The sequence below is a fragment of the Pseudomonas sp. P1.8 genome, from assembly GCF_001269805.1.
Classification (GTDB): domain Bacteria; phylum Pseudomonadota; class Gammaproteobacteria; order Pseudomonadales; family Pseudomonadaceae; genus Aquipseudomonas.
On the sequence record NZ_LHVM01000020.1, the window covers coordinates 21,041 to 45,708 of the forward strand.

Consider the following 24,668-nt stretch of genomic DNA (forward strand, 5'->3'; position numbering starts at 1 on the left):
CACTTACGCTTGCGGTCGCATGTGCGGGAACAGGATCACGTCGCGGATCGACGGGGAGTTGGTCAGCAGCATCACCAGACGGTCGATACCGATGCCTTCACCCGCCGTTGGCGGCATGCCGTACTCCAGCGCACGAACGAAGTCGGCGTCGTAGTGCATGGCTTCGTCGTCGCCAGCGTCCTTGTCGGCCACCTGCGCCATGAAACGCTCCGCCTGGTCTTCCGCGTCGTTCAACTCGGAGTAGGCGTTGGCGATTTCACGACCACCGATGAACAATTCGAAACGGTCGGTGACGTTCGGGTTGTCGTCGTTGCGGCGGGCCAGCGGCGACACTTCGAACGGGTACTGGGTAATGAAGTGCGGCTGTTCCAGCTTGTGCTCGACCAGCTCTTCGAAAATCATCACCTGCAGCTTGCCCAGACCTTCGAAGCCCAGCACCTTGGCGCCGGCCTTCTTGGCGATGGCACGGGCCTTGTCGATGTCATTCAGGTCGTCAGCGGTCAGCTCAGGGTTGTACTTGAGGATCGAGTCGAACACGGACAGACGCACGAACGGCTCACCGAAGTGGAACACCTTGTCGCCGTAAGGCACGTCGGTGCTGCCCAGAACCAGCTGCGCCAGTTCGCGGAACAGTTCTTCGGTCAGGTCCATGTTGTCTTCGTAGTCGGCGTAAGCCTGGTAGAACTCCAACATGGTGAATTCAGGATTGTGACGGGTCGAAACGCCTTCGTTACGGAAGTTGCGGTTGATCTCGAACACTTTCTCGAAGCCGCCAACCACCAGGCGCTTGAGGTACAGCTCCGGCGCGATACGCAGGAACATGCCCATGTCCAAGGCGTTGTGGTGGGTTTCGAACGGCTTGGCTGCCGCGCCGCCAGGAATGGTCTGCAGCATCGGCGTTTCCACTTCCAGGAAGTCACGCTGCATCAGGAAGCTGCGGATGTGGGCGATGACTTGCGAACGCACGCGGAACGTCTGGCGCACGTCTTCGTTGACGATCAGGTCAACGTAACGCTGGCGGTAGCGTTGTTCGGTGTCGGTCAGGCCGTGGTGCTTGTCCGGCAGCGGGCGCAGGGATTTCGTCAGCAGGCGCACGTTGGTCATTTCGACGTACAGGTCGCCCTTGCCCGAACGGGCCAGGGTGCCTTCGGCGGCAATGATGTCGCCCATGTCCCAGGTTTTCACCGCGGCCAGGGTTTCTTCGGACAGAGTCTTGCGGTTGACGTAGACCTGGATACGACCGGTCATGTCCTGGATCACCATGAACGAGCCACGGTTGAGCATGATGCGACCGGCAACCTTGACCGGGATTGCAGCTTCTGCCAGCTCTTCCTTGGTCTTGTCCGCGTACTGTTTCTGCAGGACATCGCAGTAGTTGTCGCGGCGGAAGTCATTCGGGAAGGCATTACCCTTGGCGCGCTCGGCAGCAAGCTTTTCCTTGCGCAGGGCGATCAGGGAGTTTTCTTCCTGTTGCAGGGCTTGCGGGTCGAGTTCTTGGTCGCTCATGTCTTTAAATATTCCATCTGGTTCGTTGTCCCCGGCCTGCGGCCGGGGATCGCCGGCAAGCCGGCTCCTACAGGGGATCGCGGTGTGTCAGTAACTTACAGCCCGGATTTCAGGCTGGCTTCCAGGTATTCGTCGATGTCGCCGTCGAGCACCTTGTCGCAGTCGCTGCGTTCGATGTTAGTGCGCAGATCCTTGATGCGCGAGGCATCGAGTACATAAGAGCGGATCTGATGACCCCAGCCGATGTCGGACTTGGTGTCTTCCAGCGCCTGGGACGCCGCGTTGCGCTTCTGCATTTCCTGCTCGTACAACTTGGCCCGCAGCATTTTCATGGCGGTGTCCTTGTTGGCGTGCTGGGAACGTTCGTTCTGGCAGCTGACCACGGTGTTGGTCGGTACGTGGGTGATACGTACGGCCGAGTCGGTGGTGTTTACGTGCTGACCACCGGCACCGGAGGAACGATAGGTGTCAATCCGCAAGTCTGCCGGGTTGATTTCGATTTCCACCTTGTCATCGATCTCTGGCGAGACGAACACTGCGCTGAACGAGGTGTGGCGACGGTTGCCGGAGTCGAACGGGCTCTTGCGCACCAGACGGTGTACGCCGATCTCGGTACGCAGCCAACCAAAGGCGTATTCGCCCTTGATGTGCACGGTCGCACCTTTGATCCCGGCGACTTCACCGGCCGACAGCTCCATGATGGTCGCGTCGAAACCGCGTTTGTCGGCCCAACGCAAGTACATGCGCAGCAGGATGTTGGCCCAGTCCTGGGCTTCGGTGCCGCCGGAACCGGCCTGGATGTCCAGGTAGGCGTTGTTCGGGTCCATTTCATGGCTGAACATGCGCCGGAATTCCAGCTTGGCGAGGTTTTCCTCAAGACGGGCCAGCTCGGCGACGACATCGTCCACTGCGCCTTCGTCGTTTTCTTCGACGGCCATGTCCAGCAGGTCACGGCAATCGGCCAGACCGGTGTTCAGTTCGTCCAGAGTCTCGACGATCTGCGCCAGCGCAGCGCGCTCGCGGCCCAACTCCTGGGCGTATTCAGGTTTGTTCCAGACACTCGGATCTTCAAGCTCGCGATTGACTTCGGTCAGACGCTCATGCTTTTGATCGTAGTCAAAGATACCCCCGAATGGTTTCGGAGCGCTCGGACAGGTCCTTGATGGTGTTCAGGATCGGATTGATTTCCATGACGGGCAGCACTCGTTGGCGAACTTTTGAAAGCCGGCGAGTATACCGTAATCAAGCGGTCCCGGCAGCCCGAATGGCTGGTTTACCGGCGAATGGTTTCTGTTATTCCTGCCTCGCACCAACCATGAACGCTGCCATCACCCTGCTCACTTCTTCCAGTGATGCCGCTGTCGACTGTCAGTACAGTACTGGTGATCCCCGAAGGCTGATTCGATACCGAAAACGGAATGGTCTGGGCTACATCAGCCGGCTGACCGTTACGCCGCGGTTGATGGAAAGGGTTAAAGGTCGGCAACGTCCTTGACCGACTCGACTCCCAGCATGGTGCCTTTAATGGCTCACGCAACTGCCACGGCTAAAAACAACTCGCTCTTGAGCAATGATGCCTTAAACATCTCTCAGAGCACTAACCAACAACAAGATTAAGATCTCGACCGATCTGTAGGAAAACAACTTCAACAATAACGGACCAATCCTACTTAATTGGCAATTGCGCAATGCATCTGCCTTCCCTATAACTATGCAACACAAAAAATTTCTAAAAACTTACTAGCACCATCACCGAAAACCTTAACCCTCAGAAACCTAAGCAAGCTACAGCACCACCACAAAACATGGATAGTCAACCCAACCCTTTAACCAAAGGACTACCATGAAAAAAATCGACAGAATAATAATTGTAGGCTTTGGAAGTATCGCCCAGGCTTTGCTACCGCTACTTTCAGAAAATTACGATTCGGAAATTATCATTTTCGACAAATAAATCGACGCAATTCAAAAAATATCGCGAGCGAGTATTCCGCAATATTAATTAAAAATCTGATAACCCCAAACAACTTCCACAGTATTTTGTCACCACTATTAAGCAACAACAGCGTCCTCTTAAATCTGACGGTATCTGTTTCCAGCTTAGCGCTGATAAATTTAACCCAGCGATTCAACACATTGTATTTAGACACATGCATAGAGCCTTGGGACTACACAAACCATAACAATAACCACTTAAAAAGCAATCACTCTCTAAGAGAAAATATGAAGCAATATGTGCAAACCCAAACCAGCACAACAACAGCAATTGTTGGGCACGGAGCAAACCCTGGCTTTATATCTATACTCCTAAAAAAAGCAATGCTTGAAATGGCACAAAAAAATGGAATACCTGATCAACCGAAAACCCAATCCGAGTGGGCCAAACTATCAGAACACCTTTCTTTTTGATCACGACGGCCCTCACTTTTTGCTCAATTCAAGCGAACTCGGAGCCCCTGTAGTAGAAGACATTTTATCCATACTAACCAAAGGTTAAAGATGAGAAACCACTACTACATGGCAGCCTCCTTAATACTTATGGTTTTCGGCTAAATACTAACAATTTACAGTGAAGTATACGCCTCGAAGCTGCCCGACCGCTCGCTGGATAGCCCTTTAATATTCGTAAAACCTATAGTACTTATCAGCATTGCTGGCATCAGTCTAATTTTTGCGTACTGGCTAGGATATCAAGCAACTGGAAATATATGGATAGTTACCGTTGCATCCTTGACACTCCTTCTGATTCTTGAGCCAATTGTGATATACGCAATGCTAAAGGAACTACCGGAAAGAGGCGCTCTAATTGGCTTCATCTTAGGAGCAACTGGCTTGATCGCTACTATCACACTTTAATCTACCCTCAGGAAAAATCATGTTAAGCAAAGAAAACATAATGCGGTGCACTGTTTGCGGCTATGAATATGATCCCGCTCTAGGCGACTCTGAAAATGGAATACCACCTGGCACGCCTTGGAACAATCTGCCCGAAGACTGGTTATGCCCAGATTGTCAGATGCCCAAAGAAGATTTTGAGTAAGAACACTTATTGCGGCGCTCCCTTTCACTTTCATTGAACGGGACGTTGCCCTCCTAAGCCTTTATTAAAAGCTGGCACGATTATTTTCTGAACGCCCAAAGTAAACTCGCCAGCATTCTTATACATAGCAATAATCAACTGTGTTGAACGACTATCCGTACAAAAAACCTCGTAAACTATGCAACAAGCCTCTTTAGTCAAACTCCATGCACAGGGTTTGCGAGGACTTTGTCTTCGGACGCAGTCTCGCGGGCTCCGCAGCCGCTACTGCACTACGGAGCGTTGTACCGTCACGCCACCCCCACCTGATTGCGCCCATTGTTCTTCGCCGAATACAGCCCCTTGTCCGCCGCCGAGATCAGGTCACGGCAGTTGCTGCCCGCTTTGGGGATAATCGTCGACAGGCCGATGCTGACGGTCAGGTTCGAACCTTCACTCGGCGAATTATGCGCGATCTTCAGGGCCTCGACGGTCTGGCGCAGTTTTTCCGCCACCAGTCGTGCGCCACCCGGTGAAGTATTGGGAAGCACCAGCGCAAACTCTTCGCCGCCGTAACGGGCTGGCAAGTCCGAAGGTCGGGAGCTGGCGTCCTTGATAGCGGCAGCGACCTTGCGCAGGGCTTCATCGCCTTCCAGGTGTCCGAAGCTGTCGTTGTAGGCCTTGAAGTAGTCCACGTCGATCATCAGCAACGACAATTGGCTCTGTTCACGCAGCGCACGACGCCACTCCAGCTCCAGGTACTCATCGAAATGTCGACGGTTCGACAACCCGGTCAAGCCATCGGAATTCATCAGGCGTTGCAGCACCAGGTTGGTGTCGAGCAACTGTTGCTGGCTGACGCGCAGCGCACGATAAGCCGCGTCCCGCTGCAACAGCGTCATGTAGGACCGCGAGTGATAGCGGATACGCGCGACCAGTTCGATATTGTCCGGCAGCTTGACCAGATAATCGTTGGCCCCGGCCGCGAACGCCGCGCTCTTGATCAGCGGGTCTTCCTTGGTCGACAGCACAATGATCGGGATATCCTTGGTCGCCGGATGATTGCGGTACTCGCGCACCAGACTCAGTCCATCCAGCCCGGGCATCACCAGGTCCTGAAGGATCACCGTCGGTTTGATGCGGACCGCATGGGCGATAGCCTGGTGCGGGTCGGCGCAAAAATGGAAGTCGATGTTCTCTTCGTTCGACAACCCGCGACGCACGGCTTCGCCGATCATGGCCTGATCGTCTACCAGCAACACCATGGCGGCGTATTCATCGGACTTGAAATCGTCGAGCTGTAAATCATTCATGTGCGTTCACCTGAATACTACCTGGGCCAGGACTGCGGGAAAAACCACTCATTTTGCGAAAATCTCCAGCAATCGTGGCGCTATCTTGTTCAGCGGGCGAATCTCTGCGGCAGCATCGATGGCGGCGGCCGCCTTTGGCATGCCATACACCGCACTGCTGTTCTGGTCTTGAGCGATGGTCAGGTAGCCCTGCTGACGCATGAGTTTAAGCCCCTGCGCGCCATCACGCCCCATGCCGGTGAGCAATACGCCGACCGCGTCACCGTTCCAGTAACTGGCCACACTCTCAAAAAAAACATCGATCGAGGGCCGATAAATCTCGTTGATCGGCTCGGCGGTGTAGGCCAGCGTGCCGTTTTTCAACAATCGGATATGGTGATTGGTGCCGGCCAGCAACACCGTGCCGCTTTGCGGAGGCTCGCCTTCCCGGGCCAGGCGCACGTTGAGGCCGCTGGCGCTGCCGAGCCATTCGGCCATGCCGGCGGCGAATACTTGATCGACGTGCTGCACCAGCACAATGGCCGGTGAAAAGTTGCGCGGCAAGCCCTTGAGCAGGATCTCCAGCGCCGCAGGCCCACCGGCGGATGAGCCGATGGCGATCAGGCTCTGGCAAGAGCCGGGGTTGCGCAACGGTGATGGCGCCCGACTCGGGCGGTTGCCCTTATCGCCGATCAACCAGCCGATGTTCAGAATCTTGCGCAGCAACGGCGCGGCGGCTTCCTTGGCATTGCCAGCGCCGAGGGCTGGGGTGTCGACCACATCCAGCGCCCCGTGGCCCATGGCCTCGAATACGCGATGCACGTTCTGTTGACGATCCACCGTGACAATGACGATGGCGCATGGGCTTTCGGCCATGATCCGGCGGGTTGCCTCGACGCCATCCATCACCGGCATGATCAAGTCCATCAGGATCAGATCCGGAGTGTCCTGCGCGCACAGGCGAACGGCCTCGGCGCCATTGCCGGCGACCCAGACCACCTGATGCGACGGTTCGAATGCCAAGGCGCGGCGCAAGACCTCCACCGCCATGGGCATGTCGTTTACGATGGCAATCCTCATGCCCGGGCTCCTCCGATGAGCTCGACCACTGCATCGAGCAAGGCGTCGTCATGAAAACTGGCCTTGGCTAGATAATAGTCGGCCCCCGCATCCAGTCCACGACGCCGGTCCTCCTCACGATCCTTGTAGGACACCACCATCACCGGCAGCGATTGCAGGCGAGTGTCCCGGCGCAGCAGCGTGACCAGTTCGATGCCGTCCATGCGCGGCATATCAATGTCGGTGATCAGCAGATCGAAATCCTCCGAACGCAGCGCGTTCCAGCCGTCCATACCGTCCACCGCAACCGCCACATCGTATCCGCGATTGAGCAACAGCTTGCGCTGCAACTCTCGCACGGTGAGTGAATCGTCGACCACCAGAATCCGTTTGCGTGAGGCTTCGACCACCTGGCTGCCCTGACGGGCGATACGCTCCAGGCGCCCGGTGTTGAGCAATTTATCCACCGAACGCAGCATGTCTTCGACATCGACAATCAGCACCACCGAACCGTCATCGAGCAAGGCCCCGGCGGAAATGTCCTGCACCTTGCCCAGGCGCTCGTCCAGCGGCAGAACCACCAATGTGCGCTCGCCGATAAAGCGCTCGACCGCCACGCCATACATCGCATCACGTTCGCGAATCACCACGACTTTCAGCGTTTGCCGGTCGCTCTGGCTGGCCGGGCGTTGCAGCAGTTGGCTCGCGGCAACGAGGCCGACATGCCGACCCTCGTGCCAAAAATGCTGACGCCCTTCGACTTGCACGATGTCCGCTGGCTCCAGGTCGCACATGCGCTCGATGTGTGCCAGCGGGAAGGCGTAGGCTTCGGCGCCGACTTCCACCACCAGACTGCGTACTACCGACAGGGTCAGCGGTACTTCGAGATGGAAACGACTGCCCCGGCCCGCCGTCTGCTCCAGCATCACTGCGCCGCGCAACTGACGGACCATATGTTGAACAGCATCCAGACCGACGCCGCGCCCGGAGACTTCTGTGACAGTGTCGCGCAGGCTGAAACCCGGCAGGAACAGGAACGTCAGCAGCTCTTCTTCGCTCAGTTGCGCAGCGGTTTCGACGGGTGAAAGATTGCGTTCAACGATACTGCGGCGAACCTTTTCCAGGTCCACGCCATTGCCGTCATCGCTCAACTCCAGGACCAAAAGGCCGGCCTGATGAGAAGCACGTAAACGGATCACGCCTTCCGCTGGCTTGCCCGCCAGCAGGCGCTGCTCAGGGGTTTCGATCCCGTGATCGACCGCGTTGCGCAGCAGGTGAGTCAGCGGCGCTTCGAGCTTTTCAAGCACGTCGCGATCGACCTGGGTTTTCTCGCCTTCGATCTCCAGCCGCACCTGTTTGCCAAGGTCACGCCCCAGATCACGAACCATGCGCGCCTGGCCGGTCAATACATCGGCAAAGGGCCGCATGCGGCAGGCCAGCGCCGTGTCATACAAGACCTGCGCGCGTTGGCTGGCCTGCCAGGCGAACTCATCGAGTTCGGCATTCTTCTCCACCAGCAATTGCTGGGACTCCGCCAGCAGCCGCCGCGCATCTTCGAGTGATTCTCGGGCTTCCAGGCTCAAGGCGTGATCCTTGAGGTGCACGTTGAGATTTTCCAGCGCGCGCAGGCCGTTGCTCTGCGTGCGTTTGAGCCGCTGCATGGTGGCCAGGTGCGGCTTGAGCCGCAGGGTTTCCACCAACGATTTGCTCGATAGGTCGAGCAGGCTGTTCAAGCGTTCGGCAGTGACGCGCAGGACTCGCTCGCCGTTTTCGGTGGCGCGTTTGGTTTTGCGCGGCGCGGGCGTGAATGGGGGGACGACGTCAGGCGCCGGGGTTTCGACCTTGGGCGCGAACACTTCAAGCTGTAACTCGGCCAGCACCGGCGCAGCGCTCGCAACCCGCGCAGCAGTCGGATCAAGCAGACGCGCCATCAACACCACATAGGCGTCGATATCCGCCGATTGCGGATTGTTGTTCGGCGTGGCGATGCGCATCAGCAGATCGGTGCCTTGCAGCAACGCATCGATGTGTTCGGGGCGCAGCAACAAACGCCCTTCCTGGGCGCTCACCAAGCAGTCTTCCATGACATGGGCGACGCTGACTCCCGCATCGACACCGACAATTCGCGCCGCCCCCTTGAGCGAATGCGCGGCACGCATGCACGATTCAAGTTGATCGGCCTGGGTCGGATCGCGTTCCAGCGCCAGCAGGCCGGCGCTCAGCACTTGGGTCTGGGCCTCGGCTTCGAGGCTGAACAACTCCAGCAAAGAGGCGTCGCGCATTTGCTCGGGGGTCATGTGAGGCTCCGGGTCACGGCGCACAGCAACTGTTCTTCATCCAGCCAACGCAGGCTGCGACCTTTGAATGGCAATACGCCCCGGGTGTATTTGGCGCTGGCCTGGGTGCCCGATTGCGACGCGGCTTCGAGGATCCGCTCGTCGATGGCGTGAATACCGTCGACTTCATCCACAGGCACCACCACGGGTCCGCCGTGGGCTGCAATGATCAACATGCGCGGCATGACCCGTGCACCGACTTCCACGCTGCTCGCGCTATCGAGCCCGAGCAGTTCCACCAGCGACAGACACGCCACCAGCGCACCGCGCACATTCGCCACGCCGAGCAAGGCCCGGGAACGCTGGTGCGGCAACGAGTGAATCACTTGCAACGGTGCCACTTCCACCAGGCTGCGCGTGGCCAGACCGAGCCATTCTTCGCCCAGGCGGAACATCAACAGCGACCGGGTTTTCACCTCGCTCTCGACCGCGACGGACACTTGCCCGCGGTCGTCCTGCTGCAACGCATAACGATCCAGCAAGCGAGTAGCCGCCGCCGAATACACCGCGCAGTTGCGGCAATGAATATGTTCGCTCAGTAACGGGCACGACTTGTCGCCATGGATACCGATGCGGTTCCAGCAATCGTCGATGGCCTGGGCATCCCGGCTGACGCTGAAGGTGTCGGAGGCAATCATCGTTTACGCTCACTGTCGACGGCGCGCGCGCTGCGGGCGGCACGCTCCTGCAATCGTCTGGCACCCGCCGTGTCGCCCTGGGCTTGCAGCAACGCCGCCAGGTGTATCAACGCTTCGGGGTGTTGCGGCTCGAGGTACAACGCCTTGCGGTAAAAGCCTTGAGCTTCGAAGGCATTTCCAGCGACATCGCTGAGCAGCCCTAACCAACAGAACACCTGAGCCACGGGTTCATGGTTGCGCAAATAGCGTTCACAGGCGGCTCGCGCTTCTGCGCTCTTGCCTTCGTTGGCCAAGGCGCCGATATTCGCCAGCAACGCAACCGTGTCGGAGACAGACGTCTTCGGCGCAAAAACCTCGGGCTGGGCGCTGGCGAAGGGGCGGCTGTGTACCGACGACGGCGGGCGGCTGGGCGGTGGCGGTACCGGCAATGGCGCGGGAACGAAGGTCGGCAACGGCAACGGTTGTGACTCCTGCGCACCCTGCCGACTGAAGGCGAAGGACTGCGCGATACCCATCGAGCGCATGCCAAAACGCCCCAGCAAGCTACCTTCGGCGGGACCGATAAACAGTACGCCATCGACGTGAGTCAGTTGCTTGAGCACCTCGAACACCTGCTTCTGCGTCGACTGGTCGAAATAGATCAGCAAGTTGCGGCAGAACACGAAATCAAACGCGGGCTCATGGGCGAGCAAGCTTGGGTCCAGCAGATTGCCAACCTGCAAACGCACCTGATCAATCACGCGCTGATGGAGGCGATAGCCCTCGCCTTCGACACTGAAATGACGGTCACGAAACCCGATATCCTGGCCGCGAAAGGAGTTTTTCCCGTACACCGCGCGCCTGGCCTTTTCCACCGACAACGGGCTGACATCCATACCGTCGACCTTGAACTGATGCCGCTTGAGCCCGGCATCGAGCAGCGCCATGGCAATTGAATAAGGTTCTTCGCCGGTGGAACACGGCAAACTGAGAATCCGCAGGGCACGCCGGTTATTGATTGCAGCCAGGCGCTTGCCGGCCATTTTGGCGAGCGTAGTGAAGGACTCCGGGTAACGGAAGAACCACGTTTCCGGGACGATTACCGATTCGATCAACGCTTGTTGTTCGTCACGCGAGCCCTGCAAGGTGAGCCAGTATTCATCGGCTGTTTGCGCCTCGACGGCGTGACTGCGCTGGCGTACGGCGCGCTCGATGATGGCCGGTCCCACCGACGTCACGTCGAGGCCGATGCGTTCCTTGAGGAAGTCGAAAAAACGCTGGTCAGAGCTCATGGCCGCGCCTCAAGCAGCGCCAGGTCCAGCGGTGGCGACGGAAACAGCAGCGCGCGAACCTTATCGTCCAGCAAATCGGCGACCCGCACCCGTTGCAGCAAACCTTGCTCATCCTTGCGAACCGGCCCCAGATAGGGCGCCTGCCGGTTGTCCACGCCGTAGGGTTGAAAGTCCGCCGGATCACAGCGCAAGGTATCCGTGGCCTGCTCGAGAATCAGCCCGAGCAATTGCGTGCCGGCGGTTTCGCCCGGGCGGTAGTTGACCAGCACCAGCCGCGTGCTGGTGCGTGACTGGGCAGGTGTACCAAAGGTCAACGCGCTCAGGTCGATCACCGGCACTACCGCACCACGGTAGGCGAACACCCCGGCAACCCAATCGGGTGTACGGGGAATCGGCTTCAACGGCAGGCACGGCAGCACTTCCGCCACCTCGATGGCCTGCAAGGCATACCGTTCGTTACCGATGCGAAACACCAGAAACAACGCGTGCAACGCCTGCTTCGCCACAGGACGTTTGGCCGTGATTTCGCTCATCAGACTTTAAATCGCGAAACGCCGCTGCGCAGCCCTACGGCCACCTGGCTCAGCTCATCGATGGCGAAACTCGCCTGGCGCAAGGATTCGACCGTCTGGCTGCTGGCATCACCCAGTTGCACCAGTGCGTGATTGATCTGCTCGGCACCGGTGGCCTGGGCTTGCATGCCTTCGTTGACCATCAGCACGCGCGGCGCCAGCGCTTGCACCTGGTGGATGATCTGCGACAACTGCTCGCCGACCTGCTGCACTTCGGACATCCCGCGGCGCACTTCTTCGGAGAATTTGTCCATGCCCATGACCCCGGCCGATACCGCCGACTGAATCTCGCGCACCATCTGCTCGATATCGTAGGTGGCGACGGCGGTCTGGTCCGCCAGGCGCCGCACTTCAGTGGCAACCACGGAAAAACCACGGCCGTATTCACCGGCTTTTTCCGCTTCGATGGCGGCGTTGAGCGACAACAGGTTGGTCTGGTCGGCAACCTTGACGATGGTCACGACCACCTGGTTGATGTTGCCGGCCTTCTCATTGAGGATCGCCAGCTTGGCGTTGACCAGATCGGCCGCGCCCATCACCGAATGCATGGTCTCTTCCATGCGCGCCAGCCCTTGCTGCCCGGAACCTGCGGCCACCGAAGCCTGATCGGCGGCGGTGGACACTTCGGTCATGGTGCGCACCAGATCGCGGGAGGTGGCGGCGATTTCACGGGAGGTCGCGCCGATTTCCGTGGTGGTCGCGGCGGTCTCGGTAGCGGTGGCCTGTTGTTGCTTGGAGGTGGCTGCAATCTCGGTGACCGACGTGGTGACCTGCACCGATGAGCGCTGGGCCTGGGACACCAGGGACGTAAGCTCGGTCATCATGTCGTTGAAGCCGGTTTCCACTGCACCGAACTCATCCTTGCGCTCAAGGTTCAGGCGACTGCTGAGGTCGCCGGTGCGCATGATTTCGAGGATTTTCACGATGCGGTTCATCGGCGCCAAAATCGCGCGCATCAGCAGCAGGCCACAAAGGGCGGCGGCCAGCACTGCCACCAGCAGGGAAATGCCCATGATGATTTTTGCCGTGACGACTGCATCGTCAATGGCTGCGATGTCCGCGTCCGCCACCGATTTGTTATGACGCAGAATCTCATTGACCTTCATTCGGCCTGCTGTCCAGGCCGGAGTCAGCTCACTGGTGAACAGCTTGATGGCTTCTGCACTTTGGTTGCGTTTATGCAACTCGATCACGGCGGCCAAAATCCGGTGATAGTCCTCATGCAGTTTTTCGAACGCAGCGTACTCGACCCGGTCTTCTTCGTCGGCAATCGTTCCACGGTAAAGGTCCATCTGCTCTTTCAATCGCGCGGCATAGCCATTGAAGTTCGCGGCTTCCTCGACCGTGAAGCCCTGCCCCTGCTCCAGGCCCAGCATGGCCTGAATGCGTACATAACTGTCGGACCACGCACCACGAATCATCGAGCTGTAATAAAGGCCTGGCAGAGCGTCCTCACGTACGCTGGCTTCGCTGCTTTCGATCTTCAACAACCGCGAATACGAGACGACCACCATCAACAACATGATGGCGATAATTACCGCAAAGCTCGCCAAAATGCGTTGGCGCAACGTCCAGTTCTTCACAGTCAGTCCTCGGGGCGGATTCGAAATGCGGGGAGTATAGCCGAGGGCGGTGTTTCATTTATAAGACGGTTGCGCACCACTTCTCATCTTGCTGAAAAAGCCTGGCACGCCGGCTTAAAGCAAAAGATCGCAGCCTTCGGATGACGCGGATCCCGTAGGAGCTGCCGAAGGCTGCGATCTTTTAAGCAAACAAACTACATCGAAGCCTGGCGAACCTGCTTTTCAAGCTCGGCCTTCAACCCCGGCTCCAGCTTGAGCTGGCGCGCCAGTTCATCGAGATACGACTTTTCCATGAAGCTCTCTTCATCGACCAGCATCACACTGGCGATGTACATCTCAGCGGCCATTTCCGGGGTGCTGGCGGCGCGGGCGACGTCGCTGGGGTCCAGCGGCTTGTTGAGTTCGGCATGCAGCCAGTGCTGCAACTCCTGATCGTTATCAAGTTTGGTGAACTCGCCTTCAATCAGCTCCCGCTCGCGCTGATCGATATGCCCGTCCGCCTTGGCCGCGGCCACCAGCGCCTTGAGAATCGCCTGACTGTGCTGTTCGACCTGAGCCATCGGCAAACGATCGAGGGTTTGCGGCGCGGTCTTCGGCGCAGTGCCTTGCTCGGCCTGCCAGCTGCCGTAGGCCTTGTAGGCCATCACGCCCAATGCCGCCAGCCCACCGTAGACCGCCACCTTCCCGCCGACCTTGCGGGCTTTTTTGTTACCCAGCAGCAAACCCATCGCGCCCGCCGCCAATGCACCGCCGCTGGCCCCGGAAAGCAAACTGCCCAGACCACCGGAGCTACTGCTCGCCCCTTTGTTCTGCGCGGTACCGGCCTTGTTTTGCAACATGTCCTGGCCGGACTTGAGTAGCTGCTCGAGCAATCCACGGGTGTTCATTGTCGCCTCCATAAAAGGTGTAACCGGACATTAAGGCCCCCAGCCTAGATCGAAAGTGCCCGAGCACGGCCTGCGAGAGTACTTCCAGATGTTGCTCGACTGCTTTTAACGCTGACAGTTTGAATATGCATTCAGAATTTTAGATATACACTCGACAAAATCGATAAAAACCGCCCACCGGGTAATTTCTCCATGATGACCTTGCGTCAGATCCGCCACTTCATCGCCGTTGCCGAGACGGGCTCGATCTCGGCCGCCGCACAAACGGCATTCATTTCGCAGTCGACACTGACCCTGGCGATCCAGCAACTGGAGGAGGAAATCGGTGTAAGCCTTTTCAGTCGCCACGCCAAGGGCATGACGCTGACTCACCAGGGGCATCAATTCCTGCGCCAGGCACACCTGATTCTGGCCACCGTAGATAACGCCAAACGCAGCCTGCAACAGAGCACCGACCAGGTCGCCGGGCAGTTGATCATCGGCGTGACCAGCCTGGTCGCCGGTTACTATCTGGCGGATTTGCTCACCCGTTTCCAGCGCGCCTACCCCAATGTGGAAATTCGCGTGATGGAAGACGAGCGCCCCTACATAGAGCATTTGCTGGTGAGTGGCGAGATTGATGTCGGTGTGCTGATCCTCTCCAATCTCGAGGATCGCCACGCCTTGCAGACCGAAGTGCTGACTCATTCGCCCCATCGCTTGTGGTTGCCGGCCCAGCATCCTTTGCTGGAACACGACAGCATCAACCTCTCCGATGTGGCCCGCGAGCCGCTGATCCAGCTGAACGTGGATGAAATGGACCGCAATGCCCAACGCATGTGGTCCGCCGCTTCGTTGCAGCCGCGCATCACGCTGCGCACTGCCTCGACCGAAGCGGTGCGAAGCCTGGTGGCCGCCGGCCTGGGTGTGTCGATCCAGCCCGACATGACTTACCGCCCCTGGTCACTGGAAGGCGACATCATCGAAGCGCGGCCGATTGCCGACCTCAACCAGACCCTCGATATCGGCCTTGCGTGGCGTCGCGGCACAGCCCGCCCGGCATTGGTGGATCCATTTCTCACCGTGGCACGGGAACAACCCCACGGCAAACGCAAGCCATCTATTTAATCGAACGCAACCTTCAGTATTTAGTATTTGTCGACCTCGGGGCCGCGCACTAGTCTTGTTACATCTATATAAGACGGCCAGCCCCAGTCACAGGGAGCAGCATGGCCACACAAGAAAAGAGAACCCGAAAAATGCCTGGCGCGCAGACCCCGTTGTTCACCGCATTATTGATCGATGGTGAATTAGTCGCCGGGCAAGGCTGCGTCGAGCCGATTCTCAACCCCGCCACCGGGGAAGTTCTCACCCAGATCGCCGAAGCCAGCACCGAGCAAGTCGAAGCGGCCATCCTTGCCGCTCACCGCGCCTTCGCCGGTTGGTCGCGGACCACGCCGCAGCAACGCTCCAACCTGCTGTTGGACATCGCCAACGCCATCGAAAAAAACGCCGACCTGCTCGCCCGCCTCGAATCCATGAACTGTGGCAAGCCGCTGCACCTGGCTCGTCAGGATGACCTGAGCGCCACCGTTGATGTGTTCCGCTTCTTTGCCGGTGCAGTGCGCTGCCAGACCGGCCAACTGAGCGGTGAATACATGCCGGGCTACACCAGCATGGTTCGGCGCGATCCTATCGGAGTCGTGGCGTCGATTGCGCCATGGAACTACCCCATCATGATGGCCGCGTGGAAAATCGCCCCGGCCCTCGCCGCTGGCAACACGCTGGTGTTCAAACCGTCGGAACACACGCCGCTGTCGATCCTGGCCCTGGCTCCGGCGCTGGCCGAGATCCTGCCGCGTGGCGTGATCAACATCATTTGCGGCGGCGGTGAAGGCGTCGGCAGCCATTTGGTCAGCCACCCGAAAATCCGCATGGTGTCGCTGACCGGCGATATCGTCACCGGGCAAAAAATCCTGCAAGCCGCATCGAAAACGCTCAAACGCACCCATCTCGAACTCGGTGGCAAGGCTCCGGTGATTGTCTGCAACGATGCCGACATTCAAGCCGTGGTCGAAGGTGTGCGCACCTACGGTTACTACAACGCCGGCCAGGATTGCACCGCTGCTTGCCGCATTTATGCCCAGGCCGGGATTCATGATCGTCTGGTCGCCGAACTCGGCGCGGCCGTCAGCAGCCTGCGCTTTGCCGGCAAACGCGATGCCGACAATGAAATCGGCCCGCTGATCAGCACCCGCCAGCGCGACCGCGTGGCGAGTTTCGTCGAGCGTGCCCTCGGCCAGCCGCACATCGAGCGGGTGACCGGCGCCGCCGTGCATTCCGGTGCCGGGTTTTACTATCAGCCGACCTTGCTCGCCGGCTGCAAACAGAATGATGAAATCGTCCAGCGTGAAGTGTTTGGGCCGGTGGTCACCGTGACCCGTTTCGATCAACTCGAACAAGCGGTGGATTGGGCCAACGATTCAGAGTACGGCCTGGCGTCTTCGGTCTGGACGCAGAATCTCGACAAGGCCATGCAGGTCGCCGCCCGATTGCAGTACGGCTGCACCTGGATCAACAGCCATTTCATGCTGGTCAGCGAAATGCCCCACGGCGGCTTGAAACGCTCCGGCTACGGCAAAGACCTGTCCAGCGATTCGCTCCAGGACTACAGCGTGGTGCGCCACATCATGGCGCGCCACGGCCAGCATTTGTAAAAGCGCACTACGCTAACAATTAGCCGTAAAGGCATAGATGTCGAAACGTCACAACATCGCGCCCCTTGTAGGAGCTGGCTTGTCAGCGAAGGCGCCAGCCAAGGCACCGCAAGCATGCCGGCTCCTACAGGACCGTGTTTACAACGTTGAAACCTCGATCAAAAAACTGCCCCGACCATAATTTAAAGAAGAGGGAAACCCCATGTTCGTGCACAAGACCGCACTGCTCAGTGCAATCACCACCGCGCTGCTGGCCAGCGTCAGTGTCCAGGCCGCCGAGCCGCTCAAAGCTGTCGGGGCGGGCGAGGGTCAGCTGGATATTGTCGCGTGGCCCGGCTACATCGAACGTGGCGAGAGCGACAAGGCCTACGACTGGGTGACCGGTTTCGAGAAGGAAACAGGCTGCAAGGTCAATGTGAAAACCGCTGCAACCTCCGATGAAATGGTCAGCCTGATGGCCAAGGGCGGTTACGACCTGGTGACGGCGTCCGGCGACGCCTCCCTGCGCCTGATCGTCGGCAAGCGTGTGCAGCCGATCAACACCGCGCTGATCCCGAACTGGAAAAACCTCGACCCGCGTCTCAAGGATGCGCCGTGGTACGTTGTCAACAATCAGACTTATGGCACCCCGTATCAGTGGGGCCCGAACGTGTTGATGTACAACACCAACGTGTTCAAGACCGCGCCCACCACCTGGGGTGTGTTGTTCAACGCCGAAAACCTGCCGGACGGCAAACCGAACAAGGGCCGCGTGCAGGCCTATGACGGCCCGATCTACATTGCCGACGCGGCGCTGTATCTCAAGTCAACCAAACCGGAGCTGGGTATCCAGAACCCGTACGAATTGACCGAGGCACAATACAAGGCCGTGCTCGATCTGCTGCGCGCCCAGCAGCCGTTGATCCACCGCTACTGGCATGACACCACCGTACAGATGAGCGACTTCAAGAACGAAGGCGTGGTCGCGTCCGGCGCCTGGCCGTATCAGGTCAATGGCCTGATGAACGAGAAACAGCCAATCGCTTCGACCATCCCGAAAGAAGGCGCCACCGGTTGGGCCGACACCACCATGCTGCACACCGAGGCCAAGCACCCGAACTGCGCCTACAAGTGGATGGACTGGTCGCTGCAACCGAAAGTCCAGGGTGACGTCGCCGCGTGGTTCGGTTCGCTGCCAGCGGTTCCCGCAGCGTGCAAGGAGAGCGAACTGCTGGGCGCCGAAGGCTGCAAGACCAACGGTTTTGACCAGTTCGACAAGATCGCCTTCTGGAAAACCCCGCAGGCTGAAGGCGGCAAGTTCGTGCCGTACAGCCGCTGGACCCAGGATTACATCGCGATCATGGGCGGCCGCTAAAAGTCATTCCGGTAGCTACTGCGCGTCGACCAGCCGCGCCCGGGCAGTGCTCGCCTCCTCACGTACTGACGTACGCTCCGGGGGCTGCGCGCTGGCCGGACACGGCTAATCGCCGCTCGCTACGCTCCCGAAACGACTTTATGTGATCGACGCTTTTCAAGAAGCAAAGCTGATTTTCGAATTACTGTTTTTTCAGAAGTCCAGGCGGGGCCGCTGCGACGGCCTTCGCCTTTTTGGAGCACCGCACCATGACACTTGCAGTCCAGTTCACCAACGTTTCCCGTTTATTCGGCGAAGTGAAAGCCGTAGACCGGGTTTCCATCGACATCCAGGACGGCGAGTTTTTCTCCATGCTGGGGCCTTCCGGTTCCGGCAAAACCACCTGTTTGCGCCTGATCGCCGGCTTTGAACAGCCGAGCGCAGGCTCCATCCGCATTCATGGCGAAGAGGCCGCCGGCCTGCCGCCGTACCAGCGCGACGTGAACACCGTGTTCCAGGATTACGCGCTGTTCCCGCACATGAACGTTCGCGACAACGTCGCCTACGGTTTGAAAGTCAAAGGTGTCGCCAAGGCCGAACGGCTCAAGCGCGCCGAAGAGTCCCTCGACATGGTCGCCCTCGGCGGTTATGGCGAGCGCAAGCCGGTACAACTCTCCGGTGGCCAGCGCCAGCGTGTGGCCCTGGCCCGCGCCCTGGTCAATCGTCCTCGGGTGCTGCTGCTCGACGAACCGCTCGGAGCGCTCGACCTGAAACTGCGCGAACAAATGCAGAGCGAATTGAAGAAGCTGCAACGCCAGCTCGGTATCACCTTCATCTTCGTGACCCATGACCAGACCGAAGCGCTGTCGATGTCCGACCGCGTGGCGGTGTTCAACAAGGGGCGAATCGAACAAGTCGATACGCCGCGCAACCTGTACATGAAACCGGCGACCACCTTCGTCGCCGAATTCGTCGGCACCTCGAACGTGATTCGCGGCGATCTGGCCAAACAACTCAGTGGCAATCCGCAGCCGTTTTCGATTCGCCCGGAACACGTGCGTTTCGCCGAAGGCCCGCTGGCCAGCCACGAAATCGAAGTCAGCGGTTTGCTGCACGACATCCAGTACCAGGGCAGCGCCACGCGCTATGAACTGAAACTGGAAAACGGCCAGACCCTGAATATCAGCCAAGCCAACAACCAGTGGCTGGACACCAGCGCGCAGCATCAGACCGGACAACGACTCAGCGCACGCTGGGCGCGTGAAGCGATGGTCCAGTTGCACGACACCGTTGTCGGCGGGGTGTGACATGAACACCTTGGCTGTTTCTCAATCCCCCTCGGGCGGCTCGCCACTGCGCAGGTTTTCCAACCTGCTGTATCGCCGGCCGAACCTGTACCTGTCGATGCTGCTGGTGCCGCCGCTGCTGTGGTTCGGCGCGATCTATCTGGGTTCGTTGCTGACTTTGCTCTGGCAAGGTTTCTACACCTTCGATGACTTCACCATGGCGGTCACGCCGGACCTGACGCTGGCGAACTTCGCCGCGCTGTTCCAGCCGTCGAACTTCGACATCATCCTGCGCACCCTGGGCATGGCGATTGTCGTGTCGATTGCCAGCGCCATCGTCGCGTTCCCGATTGCCTACTACATGGCGCGCTACACCACCGGTAAAACCAAGGCGTTTTTCTACATCGCGGTGATGATGCCGATGTGGGCCAGCTATATCGTCAAGGCTTACGCCTGGACGCTGCTGCTGGCAAAAGGCGGCGTGGCGCAGTGGTTCGTGCAGCACCTGGGGCTGGAACCGGTTCTGCAATTCGTGCTGGGCATCCCGGGCGTCGGCGGCAGCACCTTGTCGACCTCGCACCTGGGCCGTTTCATGGTGTTTGTCTACATCTGGCTGCCGTTCATGATCCTGCCGATCCAGGCCTCGCTGGAACGCCTGCCGCCCTCGCTGCTGCAAGCCTCCGCCGACCTCGGTGCCAAGCCGCGCCAGACTTTCATGCAAGTGATTCTGCCGCTGTCGATCCCGGGCATTGCCGCCGGTTCGATCTTCACCTTCTCGCTGACCCTGGGCGATTTCATCGTGCCGCAACTGGTCGGCCCGCCCGGCTACTTCGTCGGCAGCATGGTGTATGCCCAGCAAGGTGCCATCGGCAACATGCCAATGGCTGCCGCCTTCACACTGGTGCCGATTGTGCTGATCGCCATCTACCTGTCCATCGTCAAACGCCTGGGGGCCTTCGATGCACTCTGAAAAAGCATCCTTGGGCCTGCGCATCGCAGCCTGGGGCGGGTTGGTGTTCCTGCACTTCCCGATCCTGATCATCTTCCTGTACGCCTTCAACACCGAAGACGCAGCGTTCAGCTTTCCACCCAAGGGTTTCACCCTGAAGTGGATCGGCGTGGCGTTCTCGCGCCCGGACGTGCTCGAAGCGATCAAGCTGTCCTTGCAGATCGCCTCGATTGCCACACTGATTGCCATGGTCCTCGGCACATTGGCTTCGGCGGCGTTGTATCGCCGCGACTTCTTCGGCAAGCAAGGCATCTCGCTGATGCTGATCCTGCCGATTGCCTTGCCGGGGATCATCACCGGTATCGCGTTGCTGGCGACGTTCAAAACACTGGGGATCGAGCCGGGGATGTTCACCATCATCGTCGGCCACGCGACCTTCTGTGTGGTGATCGTCTACAACAACGTCATCGCCCGCTTGCGCCGCACTTCCCACAGTTTGATCGAGGCCTCGATGGACCTCGGCGCCGACGGTTGGCAGACCTTCCGCTACATCATCCTGCCGAACCTCGGCTCGGCGTTGCTGGCCGGCGGCATGCTCGCGTTTGCGCTGTCGTTCGACGAAATCATTGTCACCACCTTCACCGCCGGCCATGAACGCACCCTGCCGCTGTGGCTGCTCAACCAGCTCAGCCGCCCACGGGATGTGCCGGTGACCAACGTCGTGGCGATGCTGGTGATGATGGTGACCATGCTGCCGATTCTTGGCGCTTATTACCTGACCCGGGGCGGCGAAAGCGTTGCGGGCAGCGGCGGGAAATAACCGAATAACCACTGAAGGAACCGAATCCTGTAGGAGCCGGCTTGCTGGCGATAGCGGTAGATCAGCCAACTTCTTTGTTGAGCCTGATGGCCCCATCGCTGGCAAGCCAGCTCCTACAAGGGACTGGTTTCCACAGAGAACAACAACAGTTCCAAGAGGACACACGCCATGCAAACCAAACTCTTGATCAACGGCCAACTGCTCAACGGCGAAGGCCCCGCCCAACCGGTGTTCAACCCGGCACTGGGCCGTGTGCTGGTGGAAATCAACGAAGCCAGCGAAGCCCAGGTGGACGCCGCAGTGCGTGCCGCCGACACCGCGTTCGACAGCTGGTCGCAAACCCCGCCGAAAGAACGTTCGCTGCTGCTGCTTAAACTCGCCGACGCTATCGAAGCCCACGGCGAAGAGCTGGCCAAACTGGAATCGGACAACTGCGGCAAGCCCTACAGCGCTGCACTGAACGACGAGATCCCGGCGATTGCCGACGTGTTCCGTTTCTTCGCCGGTGCCAGCCGTTGCATGAGCGGTTCGGCCGGTGGTGAGTACCTGCCGGGCCACACCTCGATGATCCGCCGCGACCCGGTGGGCGTGATCGCCTCCATCGCGCCGTGGAACTACCCGTTGATGATGGTCGCCTGGAAAATCGCCCCGGCCCTCGCCGCCGGTAATACCGTGGTACTCAAGCCGTCGGAACAAACCCCGCTGACCGCTCTGCGTCTGGCTGAACTGGCGTCAGACATTTTCCCGGCCGGCGTGCTCAACCTGGTGTTCGGCCGTGGACCTACCGTCGGTAGTCCGCTGGTCACTCACCCGAAAGTACGCATGGTGTCGCTGACCGGTTCAATTGCCACCGGCTCGAACATCATTTCCAGCACCGCTGACACCGTCAAACGCATGCACATGGAACTGGGCGGCAAGGCCCCGGTGATCATCTTCGACGACGCCGACATCGACGCCGCCGTCGAGGGCATCCGCACCTTCGGGTTCTACAACGCAGGGCAAGACTGCACCGCCGCTTGCCGCATCTATGCCCAGGAAGGCATCTACGACAAGTTCGTGGAGAAGCTCGGCGCCGCTGTCAGCAGCATCAAGTACGGCTTGCAGGATGACCCATCGACCGAACTTGGCCCGCTGATCACCGCGCAACACCGCGACCGCGTGGCCAGTTTCGTCGAGCGCGCCATCGCCCAGCCGCACATTCGTCTGATCACCGGCGGCAAAGCGGTTGAGGGCAATGGTTTCTTCTTCGAACCGACCGTGTTGGCCGACGCACAGCAGGACGACGAAATCGTGCGTCGCGAAGTGTTCGGGCCAGTGGTGTCGGTGACCAAATTCACCGATGAAGCACAGGTGCTGGGCTGGGCCAACGATTCGGACTACGGCCTGGCCTCCTCTGTGTGGACCGCCGACGTCGGCCGCGCCCATCGGTTGTCGGCACGGTTGCAGTACGGCTGCACCTGGGTAAATACGCACTTCATGCTCGTCAGCGAAATGCCCCACGGCGGTCAGAAACTGTCGGGGTATGGCAAGGACATGTCTATGTACGGGCTGGAGGACTACACCGTTGTGCGGCATGTGATGTTCAAGCACTAAGAAACGCATCGCCTGTAGGAGCGAGCTTGCTCGCGATGGACGTCAACGATGACGCGGGGATCCTGACGCCCCGCGGTGTCCTCAGGTTTTTCGCGAGCAAGCTCACTCCTACAGCGAACGTGTCACCGCGGTTTCAAGGCAGAAACCGGCAGTACGCACCACCAGGCCTCAAACCAAAGAAAACAAAACAAAACAAAACAAAACAAAAACCATCGATCCGGGCGGTGCCCCCAAGGCTCCGTCACGGTTTCGGACATCCGAAATCTGCCGATTTTCCGGAGCAAACACACATGAGTGCATCACCCGATCTCTCTGCCGCCCTTGCCGACAGCGATGCCGAGCAACTGCGCAAACTCGGTTACACCTCCAATTTCAACCGCAGCATGAGCCTGTGGGAAAACTTCGCCCTGGGCTTCACTTACCTGTCTCCGGTGGTCGGGGTGTATACCCTGTTCGGCCTGTGCCTGGCCGCCGGCGGACCACCGATGTTCTGGGCCTATTTGCTGGTCGGTTGCGGCCAGTTGCTGGTGTGCCTGATCTTCGGTGAAGTGGTTTCGCAATTCCCGATTTCCGGCGGCGTTTACCCGTGGGCCCGTCGTTTGGTGGGCAAGCGTTGGGCGTGGATGGTCGGCTGGATCTACTCCATCGCCCTGTGCGTGACCATCGCTGCCGTTGCCGTGGGTGCCGGTCCTTATCTGGCGGCCATGCTCGGCTTTGAACCGAGCAACAACACCAACATCGTCATCGCCCTGGTGCTGACGCTGTTCGCCACCCTGGTCAACCTCAGCGGCACCAAAGTGCTGGCACGCATTGCCATGTTCGGCTTTCTTTGCGAACTGGTCGGCGCGGTGATCGTTGGTGTTTACCTGCTGGTCTTCGAGCGTCACCAACCGATCAGCGTGTTGTTCAACACCTTCGACATCAGTGTCGATGGCTCGTACCTGCCGGCGTTCCTCACCGCGTCGTTGGCGGGGATGTTCCTGTATTACGGCTTCGAGGCTTGCGGCGATGTAGCCGAAGAAACCCCAAACCCGAGCAAGCGGATTCCGGTGGCCATGCGCATGACCATCTACATCGGCGGCATCTCGGCGATGTTCGCTTGCCTGGCGCTGATCCTCGCGGTGCCAGACATGCAGGCCGTGATCAACGGCACCGACAAGGACCCGGTCACCACCATCCTCAACAACGCTTTTGGTCCAGTGGGTTCGAAAGTGGTGATGGGCGTGGTGATGATTTCCTTCATCTCCTGCGTGATCAGTCTGCAAGCGGCGGCCAGTCGCCTGCTGTATTCCTACGCCCGTGACGAAATGGTCATCGGCAGCCAACTGCTGAAGAAGATTTCCCCTACGACTCAGGTACCGGTTGCTGCGCTGTTCGTCTCCGGTGTCCTGCCGGCACTGATCATCATCCTCGGTTTCTTCCTGCAGGATGCGGTCGCGACCATCGTCAGTTTCGCCGCGATCGGCATCTACCTGGCGTTCCAGATGATCGTGCTCGCCGCCCTGTACGCCCGCCTGAAGGGCTGGAAACCGAGCGGTAAATTCACCCTCGGCGCCTGGGGTTGGGCGGTGAACATCGGCGCGCTGGTCTATGGTGTCGGGGCCATCATCAACATGGCCTGGCCACGCACCCCGGATGCCGCGTGGTACATCAACTACGCCATGGTGTTGAGCACGGCCATCGTCATTGGCCTGGGCCTGCTCTACATGTGGATCGCCAAACCGTATGACCACGGCACTGCCCCTGCGGGCGATGCCTGGAAAGTCAGCCGGTAACGGCATTCGCTCCGGTGCCGCTGTGGCGCCGGGGCGATCTAAAAAAACCAACA

The 24,668-nt window shown here is 59.3% G+C and carries 21 protein-coding genes; 11 read left to right on the forward strand and 10 right to left on the reverse strand.

The features are described from left to right. Positions 1-3 precede the first annotated feature (3 nt). Both lysS and prfB read right to left on the reverse strand, forming a co-directional pair. Positions 4-1,506 carry a lysine--tRNA ligase gene (lysS, locus tag AD668_RS21935; protein ID WP_053162150.1) on the reverse strand — a complete coding sequence of 501 codons (1,503 nt, stop codon included), beginning with the start codon at positions 1,504-1,506 and terminating at the stop codon, positions 4-6. 95 nt (positions 1,507-1,601) lie between these two features. After that, a protein-coding gene (gene prfB, locus AD668_RS29580; RefSeq protein WP_156322387.1) for a peptide chain release factor 2 occupies positions 1,602-2,697 on the reverse strand; the annotation gives its coding sequence in 2 pieces (ribosomal slippage) (positions 1,602-2,624 and positions 2,626-2,697; 1,095 coding nt in all). Between the two features lie 783 nt (positions 2,698-3,480). Here prfB and AD668_RS29115 point away from each other — a divergent pair. The 3 genes from AD668_RS29115 to AD668_RS29125 all read left to right on the forward strand — a co-directional run bounded on the left by AD668_RS29115 (position 3,481) and on the right by AD668_RS29125 (position 4,546). Continuing rightward, positions 3,481-3,915 carry a saccharopine dehydrogenase NADP-binding domain-containing protein gene (locus AD668_RS29115; protein WP_256220750.1) on the forward strand — a complete coding sequence of 145 codons (435 nt, stop codon included), beginning with the start codon at positions 3,481-3,483 and terminating at the stop codon, positions 3,913-3,915. A 144-nt stretch (positions 3,916-4,059) separates the two neighbouring features. Then, positions 4,060-4,362 (forward strand): hypothetical protein, encoded by a 303-nt coding sequence (locus AD668_RS30075; RefSeq protein WP_256220751.1) that lies wholly within the window; start codon positions 4,060-4,062, stop codon positions 4,360-4,362. Positions 4,363-4,402: 40 nt separating this feature from the next. After that, positions 4,403-4,546, forward strand: a complete 144-nt coding sequence (locus AD668_RS29125) for a rubredoxin (RefSeq protein WP_082344548.1) — start codon at positions 4,403-4,405, stop codon at positions 4,544-4,546. Positions 4,547-4,836: 290 nt separating this feature from the next. Here the strand turns inward: AD668_RS29125 and AD668_RS21945 are convergent, their stop codons facing one another. From AD668_RS21945 to AD668_RS21980, 8 genes are all read right to left on the reverse strand, one after another. Continuing rightward, a complete protein-coding gene (locus AD668_RS21945) occupies positions 4,837-5,838 on the reverse strand; it encodes a PleD family two-component system response regulator (RefSeq protein ID WP_053162152.1) in 1,002 nt (333 codons plus the stop codon). 48 nt (positions 5,839-5,886) lie between these two features. Further along, complete coding sequence (locus tag AD668_RS21950; protein ID WP_053162154.1) at positions 5,887-6,897, reverse strand: chemotaxis response regulator protein-glutamate methylesterase; 1,011 nt, start codon at positions 6,895-6,897, stop codon at positions 5,887-5,889. Next, the gene (locus AD668_RS21955) at positions 6,894-9,173 is read right to left on the reverse strand and encodes a hybrid sensor histidine kinase/response regulator (RefSeq protein ID WP_053162156.1); all 2,280 of its coding nucleotides are present in this window, start codon (positions 9,171-9,173) and stop codon (positions 6,894-6,896) included. The genes AD668_RS21950 and AD668_RS21955 overlap by 4 nt, the downstream gene beginning before the upstream one ends. Then, positions 9,170-9,850, reverse strand: coding sequence for a chemotaxis protein CheW (locus AD668_RS21960; RefSeq protein ID WP_053162158.1), 681 nt, complete (start codon positions 9,848-9,850; stop codon positions 9,170-9,172). The genes AD668_RS21955 and AD668_RS21960 overlap by 4 nt, the downstream gene beginning before the upstream one ends. Beyond that, complete coding sequence (locus tag AD668_RS21965; RefSeq protein WP_053162160.1) at positions 9,847-11,121, reverse strand: protein-glutamate O-methyltransferase CheR; 1,275 nt, start codon at positions 11,119-11,121, stop codon at positions 9,847-9,849. Before AD668_RS21965 ends, AD668_RS21960 begins: the two co-directional genes overlap by 4 nt. Then, positions 11,118-11,654: a chemotaxis protein CheW gene (locus tag AD668_RS21970; RefSeq protein WP_053162162.1), complete on the reverse strand. Its 537-nt coding sequence runs from the start codon at positions 11,652-11,654 to the stop codon at positions 11,118-11,120. The genes AD668_RS21965 and AD668_RS21970 overlap by 4 nt, the downstream gene beginning before the upstream one ends. Beyond that, positions 11,654-13,276 (reverse strand): methyl-accepting chemotaxis protein, encoded by a 1,623-nt coding sequence (locus AD668_RS21975; RefSeq protein ID WP_053162164.1) that lies wholly within the window; start codon positions 13,274-13,276, stop codon positions 11,654-11,656. The genes AD668_RS21970 and AD668_RS21975 overlap by 1 nt, the downstream gene beginning before the upstream one ends. Before the next feature lie 194 nt (positions 13,277-13,470). Continuing rightward, positions 13,471-14,163, reverse strand: a complete 693-nt coding sequence (locus tag AD668_RS21980) for a tellurite resistance TerB family protein (protein WP_053162166.1) — start codon at positions 14,161-14,163, stop codon at positions 13,471-13,473. A gap of 192 nt (positions 14,164-14,355) precedes the next feature. Here AD668_RS21980 and AD668_RS21985 point away from each other — a divergent pair, with 192 nt between their 5' ends. The 8 genes from AD668_RS21985 to AD668_RS22020 all read left to right on the forward strand — a co-directional run bounded on the left by AD668_RS21985 (position 14,356) and on the right by AD668_RS22020 (position 24,615). Further along, a complete protein-coding gene (locus AD668_RS21985; protein WP_053162168.1) occupies positions 14,356-15,270 on the forward strand; it encodes a LysR family transcriptional regulator in 915 nt (304 codons plus the stop codon). Positions 15,271-15,371: 101 nt separating this feature from the next. Next, positions 15,372-16,859 (forward strand): gamma-aminobutyraldehyde dehydrogenase, encoded by a 1,488-nt coding sequence (locus AD668_RS21990; protein ID WP_082344545.1) that lies wholly within the window; start codon positions 15,372-15,374, stop codon positions 16,857-16,859. Positions 16,860-17,061: 202 nt separating this feature from the next. Next, positions 17,062-18,213, forward strand: coding sequence for a putative ABC transporter substrate-binding protein YdcS (ydcS, locus tag AD668_RS21995; protein ID WP_053162171.1), 1,152 nt, complete (start codon positions 17,062-17,064; stop codon positions 18,211-18,213). Positions 18,214-18,461: 248 nt separating this feature from the next. Then, positions 18,462-19,499, forward strand: coding sequence for an ABC transporter ATP-binding protein (locus tag AD668_RS22000; RefSeq protein WP_053162173.1), 1,038 nt, complete (start codon positions 18,462-18,464; stop codon positions 19,497-19,499). A 1-nt stretch (position 19,500) separates the two neighbouring features. Then, a complete protein-coding gene (locus AD668_RS22005) occupies positions 19,501-20,448 on the forward strand; it encodes an ABC transporter permease (RefSeq protein ID WP_053162175.1) in 948 nt (315 codons plus the stop codon). After that, the gene (locus AD668_RS22010) at positions 20,438-21,247 is read left to right on the forward strand and encodes an ABC transporter permease (protein ID WP_046816458.1); all 810 of its coding nucleotides are present in this window, start codon (positions 20,438-20,440) and stop codon (positions 21,245-21,247) included. Before AD668_RS22005 ends, AD668_RS22010 begins: the two co-directional genes overlap by 11 nt. Positions 21,248-21,415: 168 nt before the next feature. Next, positions 21,416-22,840 carry a gamma-aminobutyraldehyde dehydrogenase gene (locus tag AD668_RS22015; protein WP_053162177.1) on the forward strand — a complete coding sequence of 475 codons (1,425 nt, stop codon included), beginning with the start codon at positions 21,416-21,418 and terminating at the stop codon, positions 22,838-22,840. A gap of 290 nt (positions 22,841-23,130) precedes the next feature. Beyond that, positions 23,131-24,615 (forward strand): APC family permease, encoded by a 1,485-nt coding sequence (locus AD668_RS22020; RefSeq protein ID WP_053162179.1) that lies wholly within the window; start codon positions 23,131-23,133, stop codon positions 24,613-24,615. The last annotated feature ends 53 nt before the right edge of the window (positions 24,616-24,668 follow it).

Bases quoted from the DNA above. Each gene is read 5' to 3' on its own strand.
- lysS (WP_053162150.1), bottom strand. From the start codon at position 1,506: ATGAGCGACCAAGAACTCGACCCGCAAGCCCTGCAACAGGAAGAAAAC.
- AD668_RS29125 (WP_082344548.1), top strand. From the start codon at position 4,403: ATGCGGTGCACTGTTTGCGGCTATGAATATGATCCCGCTCTAGGCGAC.
- AD668_RS21945 (WP_053162152.1), bottom strand. From the start codon at position 5,838: ATGAATGATTTACAGCTCGACGATTTCAAGTCCGATGAATACGCCGCC.
- AD668_RS21950 (WP_053162154.1), bottom strand. From the start codon at position 6,897: ATGAGGATTGCCATCGTAAACGACATGCCCATGGCGGTGGAGGTCTTG.
- AD668_RS21955 (WP_053162156.1), bottom strand. From the start codon at position 9,173: ATGACCCCCGAGCAAATGCGCGACGCCTCTTTGCTGGAGTTGTTCAGC.
- AD668_RS21960 (WP_053162158.1), bottom strand. From the start codon at position 9,850: ATGATTGCCTCCGACACCTTCAGCGTCAGCCGGGATGCCCAGGCCATC.
- AD668_RS21965 (WP_053162160.1), bottom strand. From the start codon at position 11,121: ATGAGCTCTGACCAGCGTTTTTTCGACTTCCTCAAGGAACGCATCGGC.
- AD668_RS21970 (WP_053162162.1), bottom strand. From the start codon at position 11,654: ATGAGCGAAATCACGGCCAAACGTCCTGTGGCGAAGCAGGCGTTGCAC.
- AD668_RS21980 (WP_053162166.1), bottom strand. From the start codon at position 14,163: ATGAACACCCGTGGATTGCTCGAGCAGCTACTCAAGTCCGGCCAGGAC.
- AD668_RS21985 (WP_053162168.1), top strand. From the start codon at position 14,356: ATGATGACCTTGCGTCAGATCCGCCACTTCATCGCCGTTGCCGAGACG.
- AD668_RS21990 (WP_082344545.1), top strand. From the start codon at position 15,372: ATGGCCACACAAGAAAAGAGAACCCGAAAAATGCCTGGCGCGCAGACC.
- ydcS (WP_053162171.1), top strand. From the start codon at position 17,062: ATGTTCGTGCACAAGACCGCACTGCTCAGTGCAATCACCACCGCGCTG.
- AD668_RS22000 (WP_053162173.1), top strand. From the start codon at position 18,462: ATGACACTTGCAGTCCAGTTCACCAACGTTTCCCGTTTATTCGGCGAA.
- AD668_RS22005 (WP_053162175.1), top strand. From the start codon at position 19,501: ATGAACACCTTGGCTGTTTCTCAATCCCCCTCGGGCGGCTCGCCACTG.
- AD668_RS22010 (WP_046816458.1), top strand. From the start codon at position 20,438: ATGCACTCTGAAAAAGCATCCTTGGGCCTGCGCATCGCAGCCTGGGGC.
- AD668_RS22015 (WP_053162177.1), top strand. From the start codon at position 21,416: ATGCAAACCAAACTCTTGATCAACGGCCAACTGCTCAACGGCGAAGGC.
- AD668_RS22020 (WP_053162179.1), top strand. From the start codon at position 23,131: ATGAGTGCATCACCCGATCTCTCTGCCGCCCTTGCCGACAGCGATGCC.